The sequence below is a fragment of the Pseudomonas sp. BF-RE-25 genome (assembly GCF_019956105.1).
GTDB classification, from domain to species: Bacteria; Pseudomonadota; Gammaproteobacteria; order Pseudomonadales; family Pseudomonadaceae; genus Aquipseudomonas; species Aquipseudomonas migulae.
Window position 1 is genome coordinate 111,513 of sequence record NZ_JAHBDB010000003.1, and the last position, 20,029, is coordinate 131,541.

General features: G+C 59.9%; 15 protein-coding genes. 10 read left to right on the plus strand and 5 right to left on the minus strand.

Features of this window, described 5'->3' with window-relative positions:
* Together KGB24_RS01810 and KGB24_RS01815 are read left to right on the plus strand one after the other, a co-directional pair.
* A complete protein-coding gene (locus KGB24_RS01810; RefSeq protein WP_008024406.1) occupies nucleotides 1-969 on the plus strand; it encodes an ABC transporter ATP-binding protein in 969 nt (322 codons plus the stop codon).
* Nucleotides 969-1,949 carry a peptide ABC transporter ATP-binding protein gene (locus tag KGB24_RS01815; protein WP_008024408.1) on the plus strand — a complete coding sequence of 327 codons (981 nt, stop codon included), beginning with the start codon at nucleotides 969-971 and terminating at the stop codon, nucleotides 1,947-1,949. The genes KGB24_RS01810 and KGB24_RS01815 overlap by 1 nt, the downstream gene beginning before the upstream one ends.
* Nucleotides 1,950-2,132: 183 nt before the next feature.
* Here KGB24_RS01815 and KGB24_RS01820 read toward each other — a convergent pair whose 3' ends face one another.
* Together KGB24_RS01820 and KGB24_RS01825 are read right to left on the minus strand one after the other, a co-directional pair.
* Nucleotides 2,133-2,378, minus strand: coding sequence for a hypothetical protein (locus KGB24_RS01820; RefSeq protein WP_008024411.1), 246 nt, complete (start codon nucleotides 2,376-2,378; stop codon nucleotides 2,133-2,135).
* 350 nt (nucleotides 2,379-2,728) lie between these two features.
* On the minus strand, nucleotides 2,729-4,312 hold the full coding sequence (locus KGB24_RS01825; RefSeq protein WP_008024413.1) for a peptide chain release factor 3: 1,584 nt from the start codon (nucleotides 4,310-4,312) through the stop codon (nucleotides 2,729-2,731).
* A 580-nt stretch (nucleotides 4,313-4,892) separates the two neighbouring features.
* On the opposite strand from KGB24_RS01825, the gene KGB24_RS01830 reads away from it, so the two are divergent.
* The 5 genes from KGB24_RS01830 (at nucleotide 4,893) to KGB24_RS01850 (ending at nucleotide 10,150) form a co-directional block, all read left to right on the plus strand.
* The gene (locus KGB24_RS01830) at nucleotides 4,893-5,609 is read left to right on the plus strand and encodes an ABC transporter permease (RefSeq protein ID WP_223415145.1); all 717 of its coding nucleotides are present in this window, start codon (nucleotides 4,893-4,895) and stop codon (nucleotides 5,607-5,609) included.
* A 20-nt stretch (nucleotides 5,610-5,629) separates the two neighbouring features.
* Nucleotides 5,630-6,523, plus strand: coding sequence for a glycine betaine ABC transporter substrate-binding protein (locus tag KGB24_RS01835; RefSeq protein ID WP_223415146.1), 894 nt, complete (start codon nucleotides 5,630-5,632; stop codon nucleotides 6,521-6,523).
* A gap of 12 nt (nucleotides 6,524-6,535) precedes the next feature.
* Nucleotides 6,536-7,189 (plus strand): ABC transporter permease, encoded by a 654-nt coding sequence (locus tag KGB24_RS01840; RefSeq protein WP_007900392.1) that lies wholly within the window; start codon nucleotides 6,536-6,538, stop codon nucleotides 7,187-7,189.
* A complete protein-coding gene (locus KGB24_RS01845) occupies nucleotides 7,186-8,340 on the plus strand; it encodes a betaine/proline/choline family ABC transporter ATP-binding protein (protein ID WP_223415147.1) in 1,155 nt (384 codons plus the stop codon). The genes KGB24_RS01840 and KGB24_RS01845 overlap by 4 nt, the downstream gene beginning before the upstream one ends.
* A 646-nt stretch (nucleotides 8,341-8,986) precedes the next feature.
* Nucleotides 8,987-10,150, plus strand: a complete 1,164-nt coding sequence (locus KGB24_RS01850; RefSeq protein WP_008024420.1) for a type III PLP-dependent enzyme — start codon at nucleotides 8,987-8,989, stop codon at nucleotides 10,148-10,150.
* Nucleotides 10,151-10,319: 169 nt separating this feature from the next.
* On the opposite strand, the gene KGB24_RS01855 is transcribed toward KGB24_RS01850, so the two are convergent.
* Together KGB24_RS01855 and KGB24_RS01860 are read right to left on the minus strand one after the other, a co-directional pair.
* On the minus strand, nucleotides 10,320-11,087 hold the full coding sequence (locus KGB24_RS01855; RefSeq protein ID WP_223415148.1) for a tetratricopeptide repeat protein: 768 nt from the start codon (nucleotides 11,085-11,087) through the stop codon (nucleotides 10,320-10,322).
* Entirely contained in the window at nucleotides 11,084-11,764 is a 681-nt protein-coding gene (locus KGB24_RS01860; RefSeq protein ID WP_223415149.1) for a Fe2+-dependent dioxygenase, read from the minus strand. The genes KGB24_RS01855 and KGB24_RS01860 overlap by 4 nt, the downstream gene beginning before the upstream one ends.
* Nucleotides 11,765-11,969: 205 nt before the next feature.
* Here KGB24_RS01860 and KGB24_RS01865 point away from each other — a divergent pair, with 205 nt between their 5' ends.
* Together KGB24_RS01865 and KGB24_RS01870 are read left to right on the plus strand one after the other, a co-directional pair.
* Nucleotides 11,970-14,228: a TonB-dependent receptor gene (locus KGB24_RS01865; protein ID WP_008024426.1), complete on the plus strand. Its 2,259-nt coding sequence runs from the start codon at nucleotides 11,970-11,972 to the stop codon at nucleotides 14,226-14,228.
* A gap of 238 nt (nucleotides 14,229-14,466) precedes the next feature.
* Nucleotides 14,467-16,992: a PepSY domain-containing protein gene (locus KGB24_RS01870; protein WP_223415150.1), complete on the plus strand. Its 2,526-nt coding sequence runs from the start codon at nucleotides 14,467-14,469 to the stop codon at nucleotides 16,990-16,992.
* A 119-nt stretch (nucleotides 16,993-17,111) separates the two neighbouring features.
* Here the strand turns inward: KGB24_RS01870 and KGB24_RS01875 are convergent, their stop codons facing one another.
* On the minus strand, nucleotides 17,112-18,659 hold the full coding sequence (locus tag KGB24_RS01875) for an alkaline phosphatase D family protein (protein ID WP_223415151.1): 1,548 nt from the start codon (nucleotides 18,657-18,659) through the stop codon (nucleotides 17,112-17,114).
* A 364-nt stretch (nucleotides 18,660-19,023) separates the two neighbouring features.
* On the opposite strand from KGB24_RS01875, the gene KGB24_RS01880 reads away from it, so the two are divergent.
* Nucleotides 19,024-20,029, plus strand: a 1,006-nt coding sequence (locus KGB24_RS01880) for an S-type pyocin domain-containing protein (RefSeq protein ID WP_223474720.1), incomplete at its 3' end; no start/stop codon positions are given.

Sequence of the window (20,029 nt, forward strand, 5' to 3'; positions counted from 1 at the left end):
ATGTCACTGTTAGAAATCAAGAATCTCAACGTTCGCTTCGGCGACAAGAACGCCGTTCCGGTGGTCGACGGGCTCGACATTTCCGTGGACAAGGGCGAAGTGCTGGCCATCGTTGGCGAGTCGGGTTCGGGTAAATCCGTGACCATGATGGCGCTGATGGGTCTGATCGAGCATCCGGGGATCGTCACCGCCGACGCCCTGAATTTCGACGGCAAGAACATGCTCAAGCTCAGCAACCGTCAGCGTCGGCAAATCGTCGGCAAAGACCTGGCCATGGTCTTCCAGGACCCGATGACCGCGCTGAACCCGAGCTACACCGTCGGTTTCCAGATCGAAGAAGTGCTGCGCCTGCACCTGAAAATGTCCGGCAAGCAAGCGCGCAAACGCGCCATCGAACTGTTGGAAAAAGTGGAAATCCCGGGCGCCGCCAGCCGCATGGAGGCCTACCCGCATCAACTGTCCGGCGGTATGAGCCAGCGTGTTGCGATCGCCATGGCGATTGCCGGCGAGCCGAAACTGCTGATCGCCGACGAACCGACCACCGCTTTGGACGTAACGATTCAGGCGCAGATCATGGACCTGCTCCTGGCGTTGCAGAAAGAGCAGAACATGGGCCTGGTGCTGATCACTCACGACCTCGCGGTCGTGGCCGAAACTGCCCAGCGTGTGTGCGTGATGTACGCCGGCCAGGCCGTAGAGGTTGGTCAGGTGCCACAACTGTTCGACATTCCGGCGCACCCGTACAGCGAAGCGCTGCTCAAGGCGATTCCGGAACACAGCCTCGGCGCCTCACGCCTGTCGACACTGCCGGGCATCGTTCCCGGTCGTTACGACCGTCCGCAAGGCTGCCTGCTGTCGCCGCGCTGCCCGTATGTGCAGGACAGCTGCCGTGCGCAGCGTCCGGCCCTTGACCCGAAAAGCAACAGCCTCGCCCGCTGCTTCTACCCGCTGAACCAGGAGGTGGCGTAATGGCCGTCGTACTTACCGCCCGCGACCTCACCCGTCACTACGAAGTGTCCCGCGGCCTGTTCAAGGGCCATGCGACCGTACGCGCCCTGAACGGTGTGTCGTTTGAACTGGAAGCCGGCAAGACCCTCGCTGTCGTGGGCGAATCCGGTTGCGGCAAATCCACCCTGGCCCGCGCCCTGACGCTGATCGAAGAGCCGTCTTCCGGCTCCTTGAAAATCGCCGGGCAGGAAGTCGCCGGGGCTGACAAGGCTCAACGCAAACAACTGCGCAAAGACGTGCAGATGGTGTTCCAGAGCCCGTACGCCTCGTTGAACCCTCGGCAGAAAGTCGGTGATCAACTCGCCGAGCCGCTGCTGATCAACACCAGCCTCAGCGCCGCCGAGCGTCGCGAGAAAGTGCAGGCGATGATGAAGCAGGTGGGTCTGCGCCCTGAGCATTACCAGCGCTATCCGCACATGTTCTCCGGCGGTCAGCGCCAGCGGATCGCCCTCGCTCGCGCGATGATGCTGCAACCGAAAGTGCTGGTCGCGGACGAACCGACCTCGGCGCTGGACGTATCGATCCAGGCGCAGGTGCTGAACCTGTTCATGGATCTGCAGCAAGAGTTCAACACCGCTTACGTGTTCATCTCGCACAACCTGGCCGTGGTGCAACACGTTGCCGATGACGTGATGGTGATGTACCTCGGTCGCCCGGTGGAAATGGGCCCGAAGAACGACATCTACGAGCGCCCGCTGCACCCGTACACCCAGGCGTTGCTGTCGGCCACACCGACCATTCACCCGGACCCGAACAAGCCGAAGATCAAGATCGTCGGCGAGTTGCCCAACCCGCTGAACCCGCCGTCGGGCTGCGCTTTCCACAAGCGTTGCCCGTACGCGACCGACCGTTGCAAAACCGAAGAGCCAGCCCTGCGCCCTCTCGATAATCGCCAGGTGGCTTGCCACTACGCGGAGCAATTCCTCGACGGCGCGGCGTAACAGCGGGCTGAAAAAACCTGTAGGAGCGAGCCTGCCCGCGATGGAGTGTCAGCCAACACGGCTGTTACTGATACTCCATCGCGAGCAGGCTCGCTCCTACAAGGGATAGGTGATCTGTTCAAAAACCTCTTCTGGTTCGATTGCGCGTCAATCGGGTCGAAGGGGTTTTATTTTGCCTGCTATTCAGGCCCCTTCTTCCTCGTCACTGTCCGGCTCGTCAGTGGTCGTATCATCATCGTCCGCGCTGCCGCCCTGCCCCTGATCACCGGGCTCTGATTCGGACTTGGCGATCATCATGCCGGTGTGCGTTGCCTGCCCGCTCGATGCCTGGCTTTCGTGATCCTCACACTCGGCCCAGACCGCCGAACTGCCGAGGGCCAGCATCAGCAAAACCTTCAACAGCAGCACAACGCGTAGCAACCTGTTCATAGTCGATTCCATCCTTTGGCAGGTGAAACATCTGTACCTGGCTGGCGCTCTTTGAAATCTAGTTCCGATCAGCCGGGTTCTCCAGATAGGACGCTAACGAAGAGACGGAATGCGCTGGCTTTAGAGATTGGTTGTGAATATGGCCTATAACCAAACCCGCTAACACGATGCTTTTCTGTAGGAGCCAGCTTGCTGGCGATGGTCGTAAACGATAACGCGCGCTGTCAGGATTAACGCGGCGTTCTCTGGTCCATCGCCAGCAAGCTGGCTCCTACAGGGGGGATTTGTGACAGGCATTAAAAAACCCCGGTGCTTTCGCGACCGGGGCTTTTGGTTTTGCAGCTCAGCGCTTAGTGGTGCTCACGCGTCGCACGGAATTTCACGTCCGGCCAGCGTTCTTCCATCAGCGCCAGGTTGACGCGGGTCGGCGCCAGGTAGGTCAGGTGACCACCGCCGTCGACCGCGAGGTTTTCCACGGCCTTGACCCGGAACTCCTCGAACTTCTTCTTATCGTCGCAATCGATCCAGCGCGCGGAGTACACGGTGATCGGCTCGTAGGAGCACTCAACCTTGTATTCCTCTTTCAAGCGGCTGGCGACCACGTCGAACTGCAGCACACCGACAGCGCCGAGGATGATGTCGTTGCTGCGCTCAGGGAAGAACACCTGGGTGGCGCCTTCTTCCGCCAATTGCTGCAAACCTTGGCGCAGTTGCTTGGATTTCAGCGGATCACGCAGACGCACGCGACGGAACAGTTCCGGGGCGAAGTGCGGGATACCGGTGAAGCCCAGGACTTCGCCTTCGGTAAAGGTGTCGCCGATCTGGATGGTGCCGTGGTTGTGCAGGCCGATGATGTCGCCGGCAAACGCTTCTTCCAGTTGCTCACGCTCGGAGGAGAAGAACGTCAGGGCATCGCCGATCCGCACGTCCTTGCCGGTACGCACGTGGCGCATCTTCATGCCTTTTTCGTACTTGCCGGAGCAAATGCGCATGAAGGCGATACGGTCGCGGTGTTTCGGGTCCATGTTCGCCTGGATCTTGAACACGAAGCCGCTGAATTTCTCTTCGACCGGTTCCACGGTGCGCTCGTTGGCGACACGGGCCAGCGGTTTCGGCGCCCAGTTGACCACGGCGTCGAGCACGTGATCGACACCGAAGTTGCCCAGCGCGGTACCGAAAAACACCGGGGTCAGTTGGCCGTCGAGGAATTCCTGCTGGTTGAATTCGTGGCAGGCGCCCTGCACCAGTTCCAGTTGATCAACGAAGCGATCGTACTCGTCGCCCAAGTGCGCGCGGGCTTCATCGGAGTCGAGCTTTTCGATGATTTTCACATCGGTGCGCTCGTGGCCGTGACCGGCGGTGTACACGATGATGTAGTCGTCGGCGAGGTGATAAACGCCTTTGAAATCGCGGTAGCAACCAATCGGCCAGGTGATCGGCGCGGCCTTGATCTTCAGGACCGCTTCGATTTCGTCGAGCAGTTCGATCGGGTCGCGGATGTCACGGTCGAGTTTGTTGATGAAGCTGACAATCGGCGTGTCACGCAGACGGCAGACGTCCATCAACGCGATGGTCCGTGGCTCTACACCCTTACCGCCGTCGAGGACCATCAATGCCGAGTCCACCGCCGTCAGGGTGCGGTAGGTGTCTTCGGAGAAGTCTTCGTGGCCCGGGGTGTCGAGCAGGTTGATCATGTGATCGCGATACGGGAACTGCATGACCGACGTGGTAATCGAGATACCCCGCTGCTTTTCCATTTCCATCCAGTCGGAGGTGGCATGGCGGTCGGACTTGCGAGACTTCACCGTGCCGGCAACCGCAATCGCCTTGCCCATCAGCAAGAGCTTCTCGGTGATGGTGGTTTTACCGGCATCGGGGTGGGAAATAATGGCGAAAGTGCGGCGTTTCGCGACTTCGGCGGCCTGTTTGGTCATGGGAAATCGCCTGGCGGTGATTCAAAAAAGGGCGGCGAGTATAGCGCAAACCGACCGCCACGGACCACCGCCCGCCCGGACGCGCGGACTTTTGTAGGAGCCGGTTTGCCGGCGATTGGGGCCGTACGCCTTGCGGAGATCTCTCGGTCCTCATCGCCGGCAAGCCGGCTCCTACAGGGTTGCGTTATGGCATCGAGCGGGGGCGTGTTCGGTCATCAAGGGTGGCTATCTGCTGCCAATTATGGAACCTTTTAAAAGGTGGAGGCGTCCACTCCCCTGTTACGGCACTCGTCCCAGGGGCTGAAAAATCAGCAAGTTAGCCTGACGAGGCTGCGCTTATGGCTCGAAAAGCCGTACGCCCTCCCCTGTAGGGCGAGCTTGCTCGCGATGAGCGTCAACGATAACGCGTGCGGTCTGAATCAACGCGTTGTCTGGACTTTTTTCGCGAGCAGGCTCGCTCCTACAGAAGAGCGCATTCGGTGCATAAAGAGCTGCTTCTCGCGAACGCTTACTTCGGCAGCCAGGACTGGCATTGCCACACGAAGCTGCGTTCGCCGACAAAGAAAAAAGGAGTCCGCCTGTGGCTATTCGCTATGGCAAAGGGCTGACAGGAGGTGCGGTTGTCTTCGCCCTTCTGGCCCTGCTGGTCCACTGGATTGGCATCAACACGATTGAACAGTACCGCGACGATTTGTTGTTTTACCTGCAAGCTCATCTGATTCTCGTCCTCGCCTCCATGCTGGCCGCCCTTGTTGTGGGCATACCCGCCGGTATCTACCTCAGCCGTCCGACCATGGTGGGACGCGCCGAACGCTTCATGCAGCTCTTCAACATCGGCAACACCGTGCCGCCTCTCGCCGTACTGGCCATTGCTCTGGGGATTCTGGGCATCGGCAGCGGCCCCGCGATCTTCGCCCTGTTCCTCGCCTCGCTGTTGCCGATCGTGCGCAATACCTATGAAGGTCTGAAAAACGTCCAGGGTTCTTTGAAAGAAGCGGCCGTCGGCATCGGCATGACGCCGACTCAAGTGCTGTGGCAGGTCGAACTGCCGAACGCCGTGCCGATCATCATCGGCGGTGTGCGTGTGGCGCTGGCGATCAACGTCGGTACTGCACCGCTGGCGTTCCTGATCGGCGCCAACAGCCTGGGCAGCCTGATTTTCCCCGGCATCGCCCTGAACAATCAGCCGCAATTGCTCCTCGGTGCGGCCTGCACCGCCCTGCTGGCCTTGCTGCTCGACGGCCTGGTGACACTCGCCAGCCGCCTCTGGCTCGAACGCGGCTTGCGCCCGTCTTAAGCCTCGGCAAAGGAATAATCATGAAGACATCAAGCTTTTTACTAGGCTGCGTTCTGCTGTTCTCGGGAATCGCCCAAGCCGCTGAAAAACCGGTGATCCGCATCGGCGCCCGGGTGTTCACCGAACAAACCCTGCTCGCGGAAATCACCTCCCAATACCTGCGCACCAAGGGTTATGACACCCAGGTGACTGGTGGTCTGGGCAGCAACCTCGCTCGCAGTGCCCACGAAAGTGGCCAACTGGACCTGATGTGGGAATACACCGGCGTGTCGCTGGTGGCCTACAACCATGTCTCCGAAAAGCTCGACAGCGCTCAGTCCTACGCCAAGGTGAAAGAACTCGACGCGAAAAAAGGCCTGGTCTGGCTGACCCCGTCGAAGTTCAGCAACACCTACGCCCTGGCCCTGCCGGAAAAAACCGCAAAGGCCTACCCGCAGATCAACACCATCAGCGAGCTGAACACGGTGATGCAGGCTGAGGCGAAGACTAATCACCTGGTCGCGCTGGACACCGAGTTCGCCAACCGCTCAGACGGTCTGGACGGCATGGTCGACCTCTACAGCATGAACCTGACGCGCAAAAACATCCGCCAGATGGATGCAGGCCTGGTCTACACCGCCCTGCGCAATGGCCAGGTGTTTGCCGGTCTGGTCTACACCACCGACGGTCGCTTGAACGCCTTCAAGTTGAAACTGCTTGAAGACGACAAGCACTACTTCCCGGACTACACCGCCGCGCCGGTGGTGCGTCAGGTTTACCTCGATGCCCACCCGAAACTGGCGCAAGAGATCAAACCTCTGGCCGAGCTGTTCGATGACGAAACCATGCGCCAGCTCAACGCGCGGGTCGATGTCGATCACGAAAGTCCTTCATCCGTTGCTGCCGATTTCCTGCGCCAGCACCCCATCAACTAAGGAGGAAAAGTCATGGAATTTCTCAACGCCTTTTCCCATCTTGACTGGCCGCAGGTGCTGCACCTGACCTGGCAGCACATCACGCTGGTCGGCATCGCCGTGACCCTGGCGATTCTGGTCGGCGTGCCGCTGGGCATTCTGATGACGCGTTTCCCGACGCTCGCCGGTCCCTTGCAAGCCAGCGCCACGGTGCTGCTGACCGTGCCGTCAATTGCGCTGTTCGGCCTGCTGCTGCCGTTCTACTCCAAATTCGGCCAGGGCCTGGGGCCGATGCCGGCGATCACCGCAGTGTTTCTGTACTCGCTGCTGCCGATCATGCGTAACACCTACCTCGCCCTGACTGGCGTCGAACCGGGCATTCGCGAAGCCGCACGCGGCATCGGCATGACCTTCGGCCAGCGCCTGCGCATGGTCGAACTGCCCATCGCCGTGCCGGTGATCCTCGCCGGCGTGCGCACCGCCGTGGTCATGAACATCGGTGTCATGACCATCGCCGCGACCATCGGTGCCGGTGGCCTCGGTGTCCTCATTCTCGCTTCCATCAGCCGCAGCGACATGTCGATGCTGATCGTCGGCGCCGTGCTGGTCAGTCTCCTGGCCATCTTCGCCGACCTGCTTCTGCAATGGCTGCAACGCACGCTGACTCCAAAAGGACTGCTCAAATGATCGAACTTCAAAACCTCAGCAAGACTTTCCAAAGCAACGGCAAAGATGTGAAAGCCGTGGACTCGGTCAGCCTGACCGTCAATGAAGGCGAAATCTGTGTGTTCCTCGGGCCATCGGGCTGCGGCAAAAGCACCACGCTGAAGATGATCAACCGCCTGATCAAACCGACCTCCGGCAAGATCCTGATCAACGGCGAAGACACCACTGACCTCGACGCAGTGACCCTGCGTCGCAACATCGGTTACGTGATCCAGCAGATCGGCCTGTTCCCGAACATGACCATCGAGGAAAACATCACCATCGTTCCGCGCCTGCTGGGCTGGGACAAACAGAAGTGCCACGACCGCGCCCGCGAGTTGATGAGCATGATCAAGCTTGAACCCAAGCAATATTTGAATCGTTATCCGCGCGAGTTGTCCGGTGGTCAGCAGCAACGGATCGGCGTGATTCGCGCACTGGCGGCGGATGCGCCGTTGCTGTTGATGGATGAACCGTTCGGCGCGGTCGACCCGATCAACCGCGAGATGATCCAGAACGAGTTCTTCGAGATGCAACGGGCGCTGAACAAGACCGTGATCATGGTCAGCCACGATATCGACGAAGCGATCAAGCTCGGCGACAAGATTGCGATCTTCCGCGCCGGCAAGCTGTTGCAGATCGATCACCCGGACACGCTGCTGGCGCACCCGGCGGACGACTTTGTCAGCAACTTCGTCGGCCAGGACAGCACGCTCAAGCGTCTGCTGCTGGTGAAGGCCGAAGACGCGGCGGACAACGCACCGTCCGTCAGCCCGGAGACGCCGGTGACTGAAGCGCTGGAGTTGATGGATGAACATGACCGTCGTTATGTCGTGGTCACGGACGGTGAGAACAAGGCGCTCGGTTATGTACGACGTCGCGACCTGCACCGTCAGACCGGGGCTTGCGCGCAGTACCTGCGTGAGTTCAATGCCACGGCGGCGTACGACGAGCATTTGCGCATCCTGTTGTCGCGAATGTACGAGTTCAACCGTTCGTGGTTGCCGGTGATGGATGCCGAGCGAGTGTTCCTCGGCGAAGTGACGCAGGAATCGATTGCCGAGTACCTGAGCTCCGGCAAGTCCCGAGGCGGCAAGACCAGCATTGTTTCGCCAGCCGAGGCTGTTGCCTGACATTTATATAGCTGGGTAAACATGCAAACCCTGTGGGAGCGAGCCTGCTCGCGATAGCACCTTGTCAGCCAACGAAGATGTTGAATTTGAAATTGCCATCGCGAGCAGGCTCACTCCCACAAAAACAGTACAGCCTGTGACCGGAAAAAAATATCAACACCTGCCTCGGCAAGCGGTCTCTAAAAAAGTCCGCCGAAACAGTCAAAAAATCACTCAACCGACCTTTTCGCAGCTATCGTCGCCGATGTTGACGCCATCGCAGTTGTCTTTGAGTTGGCAGACATAAGCGTCGAACGTGCAGGTATTTTTAACACTTCAGAATTTCTCGGGAACATCGGCCTGTCATCTGTGTCGAGTACAAGGAGAGCTGGCGGCAACGTGCGTCAGACAAGTGCAAAAACGCGACATTTTTTGTTGATCTAAAGCCCCTCACGCCCTAAAGTTCGCGCCGAACGTCCATGCTGGAAACGATCCATCCGGCTCAAGTACTGACGACGAGACAGCAAGGCCAAGGGAAAGCACCGCTTCCCATGGCCTTTTTGCTTTCGGCGACATGCCTTGGGAAGTAGGCGAACCAAAGTGGGGATACGGAGGACGTTCATTTGCACCCATTGATTAATCTAGTTTGCCAGTAGGAGTTCCCAGCATGTCGATCAACGTCGAAGACTATTTCGCGCGCGATACCTTTCAGAAAATGAAGGCATTCGCCGACAAACAAGAAACCCCGTTCGTGGTAATCGACACCGCGATGATCAGCCAGGCCTATGACGACCTGCGCGCCGGTTTCGAATTCGCCAAGGTCTACTACGCCGTCAAGGCCAACCCGGCCGTCGAAATCATCGACCTGCTCAAAGAGAAAGGCTCGAACTTCGACATCGCCTCGATCTACGAGCTCGATAAAGTGATGAACCAGGGCGTTGGCCCGGATCGCATCAGCTACGGCAACACCATCAAGAAATCCAAGGACATCCGCTACTTCTACGAGAAGGGCGTGCGTCTGTATGCCACCGACTCCGAAGCCGACCTGCGCAACATCGCCAAGGCTGCACCTGGCTCGAAAGTCTACGTGCGCATCCTCACCGAAGGTTCGACCACCGCAGACTGGCCTTTGTCGCGCAAATTCGGCTGCCAGACCGACATGGCCATGGACCTGCTGATCCTCGCTCGTGACCTGGGCCTGGTGCCTTACGGCATCTCGTTCCACGTCGGCTCGCAACAGCGCGACATCAGCGTCTGGGACGCAGCGATCGCCAAGGTCAAAGTGATCTTCGAGCGCCTGAAAGAAGAAGACGGCATCCACCTGAAGCTGATCAACATGGGCGGCGGCTTCCCGGCCAACTACATCACCCGCACCAACAGCCTGGAAACCTACGCTGAAGAAATCATCCGTTTCCTCAAGGAAGACTTCGGCGACGATCTGCCGGAAATCATCCTGGAACCGGGCCGTTCGTTGATCGCCAACGCCGGCATCCTGGTCAGTGAAGTGGTGTTGGTCGCACGCAAATCCCGCACCGCCGTCGAGCGCTGGGTGTACACGGATGTGGGCAAGTTCTCCGGCCTGATCGAAACCATGGACGAAGCCATCAAGTTCCCGATCTGGACCGAAAAGAAAGGCGAAGTGGAAGAAGTCGTTATCGCCGGCCCGACCTGCGACAGCGCCGACATCATGTACGAAAACTACAAGTACGGTTTGCCGCTGAACTTGGCGATCGGTGATCGTTTGTACTGGCTGTCGACCGGTGCGTACACCACCAGCTACAGCGCCGTCGAGTTCAATGGCTTCCCGCCGCTGAAGTCGTTCTACGTGTAAGCGCTGCACGCAGAAATCAAAAAGCCCATGACGTGTCATGGGCTTTTTTGTATCCGAAAAACACCGCTACCCCTTGTAGGAGCCAGCTTGCTGGCGATGGTCGTCAACGATAACGCGCGTTGTCTGGATAAATACGGCGCTCTCCAGTTCATCGCGAGCAAGCTCGCTCCTACAGGGGGGCGAGCGTCTGTTCGAGTTCGGCGAACCGCTCGGCATACGCTGATGCAAGGGCGCGAATCTGTGGATCGGTCGCGTTCAACAACGCTTTACTCGCCACCCGCAGAAAATTCAGATTCCCGCCAGCCAGTGCCTTGCGCAACCAGGCCAGCGCCTCGTCGATGTTATCTTCAGCCGCCAGCACCGCGGCATAACTGAACTGCCCGCGAAAGTCCCCGCCAGCTGCGGAGCGCCGATACCAGTCGCGAGCAGCAGCCGTATCCTGCGGGCAAACCCTGCCCTCTTCCAGATAGCGTCCAAGCAGGTTCATCGACTTCGCATGGCCCAGCTCCGCAGCGCGGCGATAGAGGTTCAGCGCCTGTACCTGATCCTCCCCCACGCCGCGCCCGGTCGCCAGCAGGTTGGCATAGTTGTACATCGCCCAATCCAGTCCGGCTTCAGCGCCGACGCGATAATGCTGCGCTGCAACTGAAGCATCTGCCGCACAACCCCAGCCATGTTCATGACAGCGACCGAGCATGTTGCGCGCCATCAGGTGCCCGCGCTGAGCGGCTATCTCGAACCAGCGCAGCGCCAGCGGTTGATCCAGCGCGATGCCCTGTCCGTCCAGCAGAATCTGGCCGAGCAAGGCTTGCGCGTCGAGCACACCTTCGCGGGCAGCGATCAGGATCGCCTGAGCAGCACGCGCAGGACTTTCCTCAAGCATGGCTTTGAGGTGATCGCCGTCGAGCACTTCCTCGCGGCGCAGTTGAAAACTCATACCTCGACCCAGCGACGCAACAGGTTGTGATACGTGCCGGTCAGGCGGATCAGTGAAGGGTGGTCGGGCATGTCCTGCGTCAGTTGCTGGATCGCACCGTCCATCTCGAACAGCAAGGCGCGCTGGCTGTCTTCGCGAATCAGGCTTTGGGTCCAGAAGAATGAGGCGAACCGTGTACCACGGGTGACGGCATTGACCTTGTGCAGGCTGGTGCCGGGGTACAAGACCATGTCGCCGGCCGGCAACTTCACGCGCTGGGTGCCGTAGGTGTCCTGGATTTCCAGTTCGCCGCCGTCGTAGTCGTCCGGCTCGCTGAAGAACAGGGTCGCCGACAAATCCGTACGCACACGCTCGATACTGCCTTTGGGCTGGCGCACGGCGTTGTCGATATGAAAGTCGAAACTGCCGCCCGCTGTGTAACAGTTCAGCAACGGAGGAAAGACCTTGTGCGGTAACGCCGCTGACATGAACTGCGGATTTTTCCACAACCGTTCCAGCATCGCCGCGCCGACTTCCTTGGCCAGTGGATGACCTTCCGGCAGTTGCAGGTTGTGTTTGGCCTTGGCCGACTGATAGCCGGCGGTGATCTTGCCGTCGGCCCAATCCGCCTGTTCCAGAGCCTCGCGGATGCGCTGCACTTCTTCTTTAGCGAACAAGCCGGGAATGTGCAGCAGCATGAGGACCACCTGAAGGCAAAGGGGCGTCAATGGTATTGATTCTTATTGACGCTGTAAAACCCCTATGACGAATGAAACAGCAAAAACCGTAAGGGTAAATTGTAAAGAATGTAAATTCAGTGCGAATAGAAACGTTTCGCAATTGATACATAGACGCGTCTACCCTATATTCCGCGGCCTCAAATCCTTGGGGAGGGGAATTCACATGTCACGCCAACAACCACAATTACCTGTCAATTCACCGCGTTTGCTCGCTTCTGCGATTGGCGTGGCAATCACCGCCGGCTCTGCGGGGCATATGGTTTTCGCGGCTGAAAAGACCGAAAAAGCGCCGAACAATGCGATTTCCCTGGACGCCACTGCCATCACCGGCGAAACACAGGACGATACCTCCTACAAGACCGATACCTCGGCCAACAAGAAATACACCGCACCGCTGCGCGAAACACCGAAAAGTGTCACCGTGATTCCGCAACAGGTGATCCGCGACACGGGCGCTACCAGCCTGGTCGACGCCTTGCGCACGACACCCGGCATCACCTTCGGCGCTGGCGAAGGCGGTAACCCGGCGGGCGACCGTCCGATCATTCGTGGCTTCAACGCTGAAAGCGACACGTTCGTCGACGGCATGCGCGATCCGGCGTCCCAGAGCCGCGAAATCTTCAACGTAGAATCGATCGAAGTCAGCAAAGGCCCGGGGTCGGCCTACACCGGCGCCGGCTCCACCGGTGGCAGCCTGAACCTGGTGAGCAAGACCGCCAAACTGGGCAGTTTCTACAATGGCGGCTTCACCTGGGGCTCGGATCAGACCAAGCGCACCACACTCGACCTGAACCAGCAGATGACCGACACCTCGGCCTTCCGCCTGAACCTGATGAAACACGAAGCCAATGTCGCCGGCCGTGACACCGTGGACGTCAGCCGCTGGGGTGTCGCGCCGACGTTCGCCTTCGGCCTGGGCACCGATACCCGCATGACCCTCGGTTACTACCACGTTGAAACCGACGACATGCCGGACTACGGCATTCCGCTGACCCTGAACCCGGCCCGCAGCAAGTACAACGTCGACAAACCGGTGCATGTCGACCGCGACAATTTCTACGGCATCACCAGCCGCGACTTTCGCGAAACCACCAATGACAGCGGCACCTTCAAGATCGAGCACGATCTGAATGAAGACCTGACCGTGTCCAACAGCTTCCGCATGTCCCGTTCGACGCTGGACTACATCGTCACCAACCCGGACGACAGCAAGGGCAACGTCGCCAAGGGCAATGTGTACCGTGGCGCCAAGAGCCGTAATTCGACGTCCAGCGGCTGGATCAACCAGACCGACCTGAGCGCCAAGTTCGACACTGGCACCATCGCACACAGCCTGGTTACCGGTATTGAGTTCTCTTATCAAGACACCCACAACCGCCCGTACATCCTGACTTCGGCCGCCGGCGGCACGACGTGCAACCCTGCACTCTTCCGCTCCGGCGACTGCACCAGCCTGTACAACCCGACACCTGGGGATAACTGGAACGGCACGATTACCGACAGCGCCGCGTTCACCGACACCGACACCAAAACCGCCGCGGCCTACGTGTTCGACACGCTGAAGTTCAACGATCAATGGTCCCTGAACCTGGGCCTGCGTTATGACAACTACCAGGTCGAATCCAGCGGCCACGCCAACGCTAGCAGCACAGCGCCGGCGAACGACTTCTCCCGCGAGAACACCAGCGACCTGGTCAACTACCAGATCGGCGTGGTCTACAACCCGCTGCCTAACGGCAGCATCTACGCGGCCTACTCCACCTCCAGCAACCCGTCCGGTGAAACCAGCGGCAACGGTGGCCTGGATCTGGCGGCGAACAACACCGATCTGGACCCGGAAAAGAACCGCAACTACGAGATCGGCACCAAGTGGGACTTCTTCGGTGACGACCTGTCGCTGACCGCTGCACTGTTCCGCACCGAGAAAACCAACGCACGCATGAACGATCCGGATGGTGCCACCTCGCAAGTGCTGGACGGCGAGCAAACTGTCAACGGCCTCGAACTGTCGTACACCGGTAAGCTGACCCGCAACTGGAGGGTCTTCGGCGGCTACACCTACATGGAAAGCGAAGTGGTCAAAACCACCCTCGCCGCCGATGAAGGCAACCACATGCCGAGCACCCCGCGGAACAACTTCACCCTGTGGACGACTTACGACGTGGTACCGGACAAGCTTACCGTGGGTGCGGGTGCCACTTTTGTTGACTCGCAGTTCGGCAACATCGCCAACTCGGTGGAGATCCCGTCCTACTGGCGTTACGACGCGATGGCCAGCTACCGTCTGACCAAAAACGTCGACCTGCAACTCAACGTGCAGAACCTGACCGACAAGCGTTACTTCGACCAGATACTGCAGAACCACTACGCCCACGTGGCGGCCGGTCGTACCGCCCTGCTGAGCGCAAACTTCCACTTCTAACCTAACCCCTGTAGGAGCGAGACCGGCTTGCCGGCGAAAAACGTCTGGACAACGCGTTCATCCAGTCAGTACGCGTTATCGTTAACGACCATCGCGAGCAAGCTCGCTCCTACAGGGACGCGCAAAGCCCCGTTCATCTCCATGAACGGGGCTTTTGTGCGTAAAAAAGAATGCTTCTCGACAACCCACGGCATAATGCGCGCCGTGATAACAATTTCGAACGAACAAGGCGAGTGACGTGTTGAAGAAAACCCTGTTCCAGTTGCACTGGTTTTTCGGTATCAGTGCCGGGCTGGTCCTGGCCCTCATGGGCATCACCGGGGCGATAGTGTCGTTTGAGGATGAAATCCTGCGCGCACTCAACCCGTCGGTGTTGCAGGTCGAGAAACAGGTCGCCGGTGTGCTGCCGCCCGCTAAACTGGTGGAAAAAATCGAGGGTGCATCGGGTAAGAAAGTCTCGATGCTCTGGGTCGACACCGACAGCGGTAACGCTGCACGGGTGAACTTCACCCCGCCACCGGGTGAGCGTCGCGGGGAGATGCGCTACTTCGACCCGTACACCGCCGAGTTCATGGGCGACGCCACCGGCCAGGGTTTCTTCGACCTGATGCTGAAACTGCACCGCTTCCTCGCCATGGGCGATACCGGTCGGCAGATCACCGGCGCGTGCACGCTGATTCTGCTGTTCTTCTGCCTGTCCGGCCTGTACCTGCGCTGGCCGCGTCAATGGAAAAGCTGGCGCGCCTGGCTGACCCTCGACTGGAAGAAAACAGGCCGCAGCTTCAACTGGGATTTGCACTCGGTGGCCGGCACCTGGTGCCTGGTGTTTTATCTGTTGGCAGCGCTGACCGGGTTGTCCTGGTCCTATGAGTGGTACAACAAGGGCCTGACCCGATTGCTGTCCGATGCGCCGCAGAATGAACGTGTTCGCAATCGTGGCCCGGCACCGGAAGGCCCGGCACCGACGGCTGATTACGCATCGATGTGGAGCAGCATTTACAGCGCTGCCGGCCCGGCATTGAGTGCCTACAACATTCGTATGCCGCCTGTGGCCGGGCAACCCGCGACGGTGTTTTACCTGTTGACCACCTCGCCCCACGACCGCGCGCTGAACCAGATCACCCTCGATCCGGCCACCGGCGTCGTCAAACGCCATGACCGCTACAGCGACAAAAGCTTCAAGGCGCAACTGCTGACGAGCATCTACGCGCTGCACGTCGGCAGTTACTTCGGGATTGTCGGGCGGATCGTCCTGACGCTCAGCGCGCTGACCATGCCGCTGTTTTTCGTCACGGGCTGGTTGCTGTACCTCGATCGTCGACGCAAGAAAAAGCAGATCAAGGACGCCCGCAAAGGCCTCGAACAACCGGACAGCGATACTCCGGCGTGGCTGATCGGCTTCGCCAGCCAAAGCGGGTTTGCCGAACAACTGGCGTGGCAGACCGCCGGCCAACTGCAAGCAGCAGGCCTGCCGGTGAAGGTTCAACCGCTGGCCAGCGTCAGCGAGCATGACCTGCGGAACTCCGGCAATGCGCTGTTCGTGGTCAGCACCTTCGGCGACGGCGAAGCGCCGGACAGCGCCCGTGGTTTCGAACGCAAAGTGCTGGGCCGGGCATTGAGCCTGGAGAGCCTGAATTATGCGGTGCTTGGATTGGGTGACCGGCAGTATCAACACTTCTGCGGTTTCGCCCGACGCTTGCATGCCTGGCTCGGCGAGCACGGCGGCAAGCATTTGTTCGCGCCGGTGGAAGTCGACTGCGGCGACCCTTACGCCTTGCGTCACTGGCAGCAGCAACTTGGTCTGCTGACCGGACAAGCGCCCGTGGACTCCTGGCAAGCGCCGAGCTACGACAACTGGACGCTGAGCCGCCGCGACGTGATGAACCCGGACAGCAGCGGCTCGCCGGTGTATCTGCTGGGCCTCAGCGCGCCGACCACCAGCAGTTGGCTGGCCGGTGATCTGGTGGAAGTGTTGCCGCGTAACTGCCCATGGGCAATCGAGCATTTCCTCGATGGCCTCGGGATCGACGGTCGCGCCTCGGTGATGCTCGATGGCCTGTCGCAAGCGCTGGAGCAAGCACTCGCGACTCGACAATTGCCCGAGAACCGCACGCACCTTGTCGGCTTGCACGCGCAAGCGCTGGTGGATGCTTTGGTGCCATTGGCCATGCGCGAATACTCCATCGCCTCGATTGCCGCCGACGGTGTGCTGGAACTGATCGTGCGCCAGGAACTGCACCCCGACGGCAGCCTGGGTATCGGCTCCGGATGGCTGACCGAACACGCGCCGGTGGGCAGCACCATCAGCCTGCGGGTGCGCCGCAACAGCGGTTTCCATCTGCCGGTCGAACCGCTGCCGATGATCCTGCTGGGCAACGGCACCGGCCTGGCCGGGCTGCGCAGTTTGCTCAAGGCGCGGATCGCCGATGGGCAGCAACGTCACTGGCTGTTGTTTGGCGAGCGCAATCGCGAGCACGACTACCTGTGCCGCGACGAACTTGAAGAGTGGTTGATTTCAGGGGACATCGAACGGCTGGACCTGGCGTTTTCGCGAGATCAGGCCGAGAAGATCTACGTGCAGGATCGCCTGCGTGAATCCGCCAGTTTGCTCAAGCAATGGCTGGATGACGGAGCCGTCATTTACATCTGCGGCAGCTTGCAGGGGATGGCTTCGGGGGTGGATCAGGTGCTCAACGAAGTGCTCGGGGTTGAAGCAGTCGAGCGCTTGATCGAGCAAGGCCGCTACCGCCGCGACGTCTACTGACCCCCTCCCCCTGTAGGAGCCGGCTTGCTGGCGATGGCGGTTTTACATTCAACAGATCGGTTGGATGTTGCACCGCAATCGCCAGCAAGCCGGCTCCTACAGGGGCCAAGTGTCGTCCGTTACGCTTCTACCGGCTGCAACTTCTGCTCAAACACACTGACCCCATCCAGATCCCGCAACACCACACTCATCTCCCCCGTCGCCCCCTCAATATTCACCTCGCCAAAAAATTGAAACCCGGCAAACGGCGACATGTTCTGCGCCGTCGGCGCCTTCTCGAACACCACTTCAGGACCGAAGGTTTTATCCAGCGGATTAGGCCCGAAGCTCCCCGCGTTCAACGGCCCGGCAACAAACTCCCAGAACGGTTCGAAATCCTGAAACGCGGCACGATCCGGATGGTAGTGATGCGCCGCACAGTAATGCACATCCGCCGTCAGGAACAGGAAATTGCGCACCTGTTGCGCCCGCAGAAAACCAAGCAGTTCGGCGATTTCCAGCTCACGCCCCTGGGCCGCGCCCGGATCACCGTTGGCCACCGCTTCCCAGCGCGCCACGCCAGGACTGACTTCACCGTCGGGCACACCGAGGCCGATCGGCATGTCGGCGGCAATGACTTTCCACTGGGCGCTGGAGGCTTTCAATTCACGCTTGAGCCAGTCCAGTTGCTCACGCCCGAGAAAGGGTTTGGCTGCTCCGAGGTTGTCATCATTGGCCTCGCGATAACTGCGCATGTCGAGCACAAACACATCCAGCATCGGCCCATAACTGATCTGGCGATAGATCCGCCCGCCGTTATCCGCGATCTGCAAACGCATAGGTGCATATTCCAGCCACGCCTGACGTGCGCGGCCTACCAGGCTGTGGATATCCTTGCTCTGGTAACGCTCATCCAGTTGCTTGCCCGGCGACCAGTTGTTGACCACTTCGTGGTCGTCCCACTGCCAGATCTGCGGCACTTCGGCGTTGAAGCGACGGACGTTTTCATCCATCAGGTTGTAGCGGTAATTGCCGCGATACTCGTCGAGGGTTTCGGCGACTTTGCTCTTGGCGTCACTGGTGATGTTGCGCCACACGCGGCCACTTTCAGTCACAAGTTGTGCCGGCACCGGGCCGTCGGCGTAGATGGTGTCGCCGCTGTGGATAAAGAAGTCCGGCAGGCGCAAACGCATGGCTTCGTAGATGCGCATGCCACCGATGTCCGGGTTGATGCCGTAGCCCTGGCCAACGGTATCGCCGCTCCAGACGAAACGGATGTCGCGCCGGGTTTGCGGCACGCTGCGCAAGTGGCCAAACCAGGGTTCGCTGGTGACGCCGCTCTGGGCGTCTTCGAAATGCACGCGATAGAAAATCGCCTGGTCGGCGGGCAGACCGGTGAGCTCGACCCGCGCGGTGAAATCGCTGCGGGCATCAGCCAGTGGCGAAACAAAACGCCGAGGGTTGGTGAACAGACTGCGGGTGTCCCATTCCACCACCATCCGCGCCGCACGATCGCTGCGGCTCCAGACCATCGCCCGGTCGCCCAGCACATCGCCGGACTGCACGCCATCGGTGAGTTGCGGCCGATCCTTGACCGAGGCAATCACCGCCGGCGCAAGACCGGGAAGCAAAATCCCGGCGCCGACCGCTTGCATGACACGACGGCGACCGAGGTTGAATTCGCTCATGGTGTTCTCCCTGAAAAAGGAAAACTAAAGCATGGCCGTGTGACCTGGGCATGACACAAAACCTGCCAACGTCGCAGATCCCCTGTGGGAGCGGGCTTGCCCTCGACTACGGGTTAACCGTCACCATTTTCGTTGAATCTTAAATCGTCATCGCGAGCAGGCTCGCTCCCACAGTGACCGCGTCCGTCCGGGCAACTCGGTCACCTGTGGGAGCGAGCCTGCTCGCGATGAACGATAATGCGGTCTTACCGACTCGCCCCTCATCTGCAACACCATGAAATAGGAAATTTCAGCACCGCTTTTAGGAAACGTCCTAACGCCTACGCCTGAGCGTCCCGGATAGGGTTGAGGCAAACCCGGCTACATGCCGGGATTGTCCAAGGACGAAAAAGAAGCGCTGATGAAAAAGCTCGGTTTCCCGGAATCCCCGGACTTTCTGCCCGCCCCAACACAACTCCCCACGCGGGAAGAAGTGCAAGCCTTCCAGGATGTTGGCGCAGCGGTATCCGCCAAGAACGAACGGCATGAACTGGACGCCAATGCCCGTTGGGAGGTCCGTCGAAAAACACGACAAAACGCTCTCGACACAACGTCCGATTCGCAATTCAAAGGTTGCGTGTTCGCCAAAAGCTGCAACCTCCCGGACGGTGTCATCAATCACAACAACCACGCCGGTTATGTCCCCGTCGAGAAACTGGCTGACTACGGGTTGTGGGCTGTACTGGGCACCGGCGCGGCGATTACCGCCGAAGGCACACCGCTTGAATGGGTAGCCGGCTCGTCGACGGGCAACGCCTTGGCCCAACGCCTCGGTGGTTCGCTCGCCCTATCGCTGACGGGTTCAGTGGTAGCGACCGGGGCAGCGGTCGGGACAGTGGCGCTGCTAATGCCCAACACCCGCCTTTCGCCCGACAGCGCCTTCTACAAAAACGAACAGTACGCGGCACTGGAGGCGGGACGCACCCGTGTGCGCGTCAACGTAAAGGTCTTGCCGGACAACGCCATCAGCGCTTACGGCTTCTACACCGGCGGGAAAAAAGACTGGGAGTTTGTCCCCGTCATCAAGGCCCGAAAGGACGGCGAGCAGTTCATCGCAGACCTCGGCAACGGCATCGGCCTGACCTGGACACCCGTCGCCAATCCTGACGACGCCCCAACTGTCCCGGCCCTGGAAGGCGCCCCGCCACTACCGACAATATGGGTGTACCCGCCCACGGAACAGGCCGACAAGATACTGGAGAACCCGGAGCATCCTCCCGAGTACCAGGATGCAATTATCTGGTTCCCGGCGGATGCGGGACTTGAGCCGATCTACATTGTGCTCAATGCACGGTATGAGCCGGGCGGTGTTACGGGGGTGGGTGAAGATG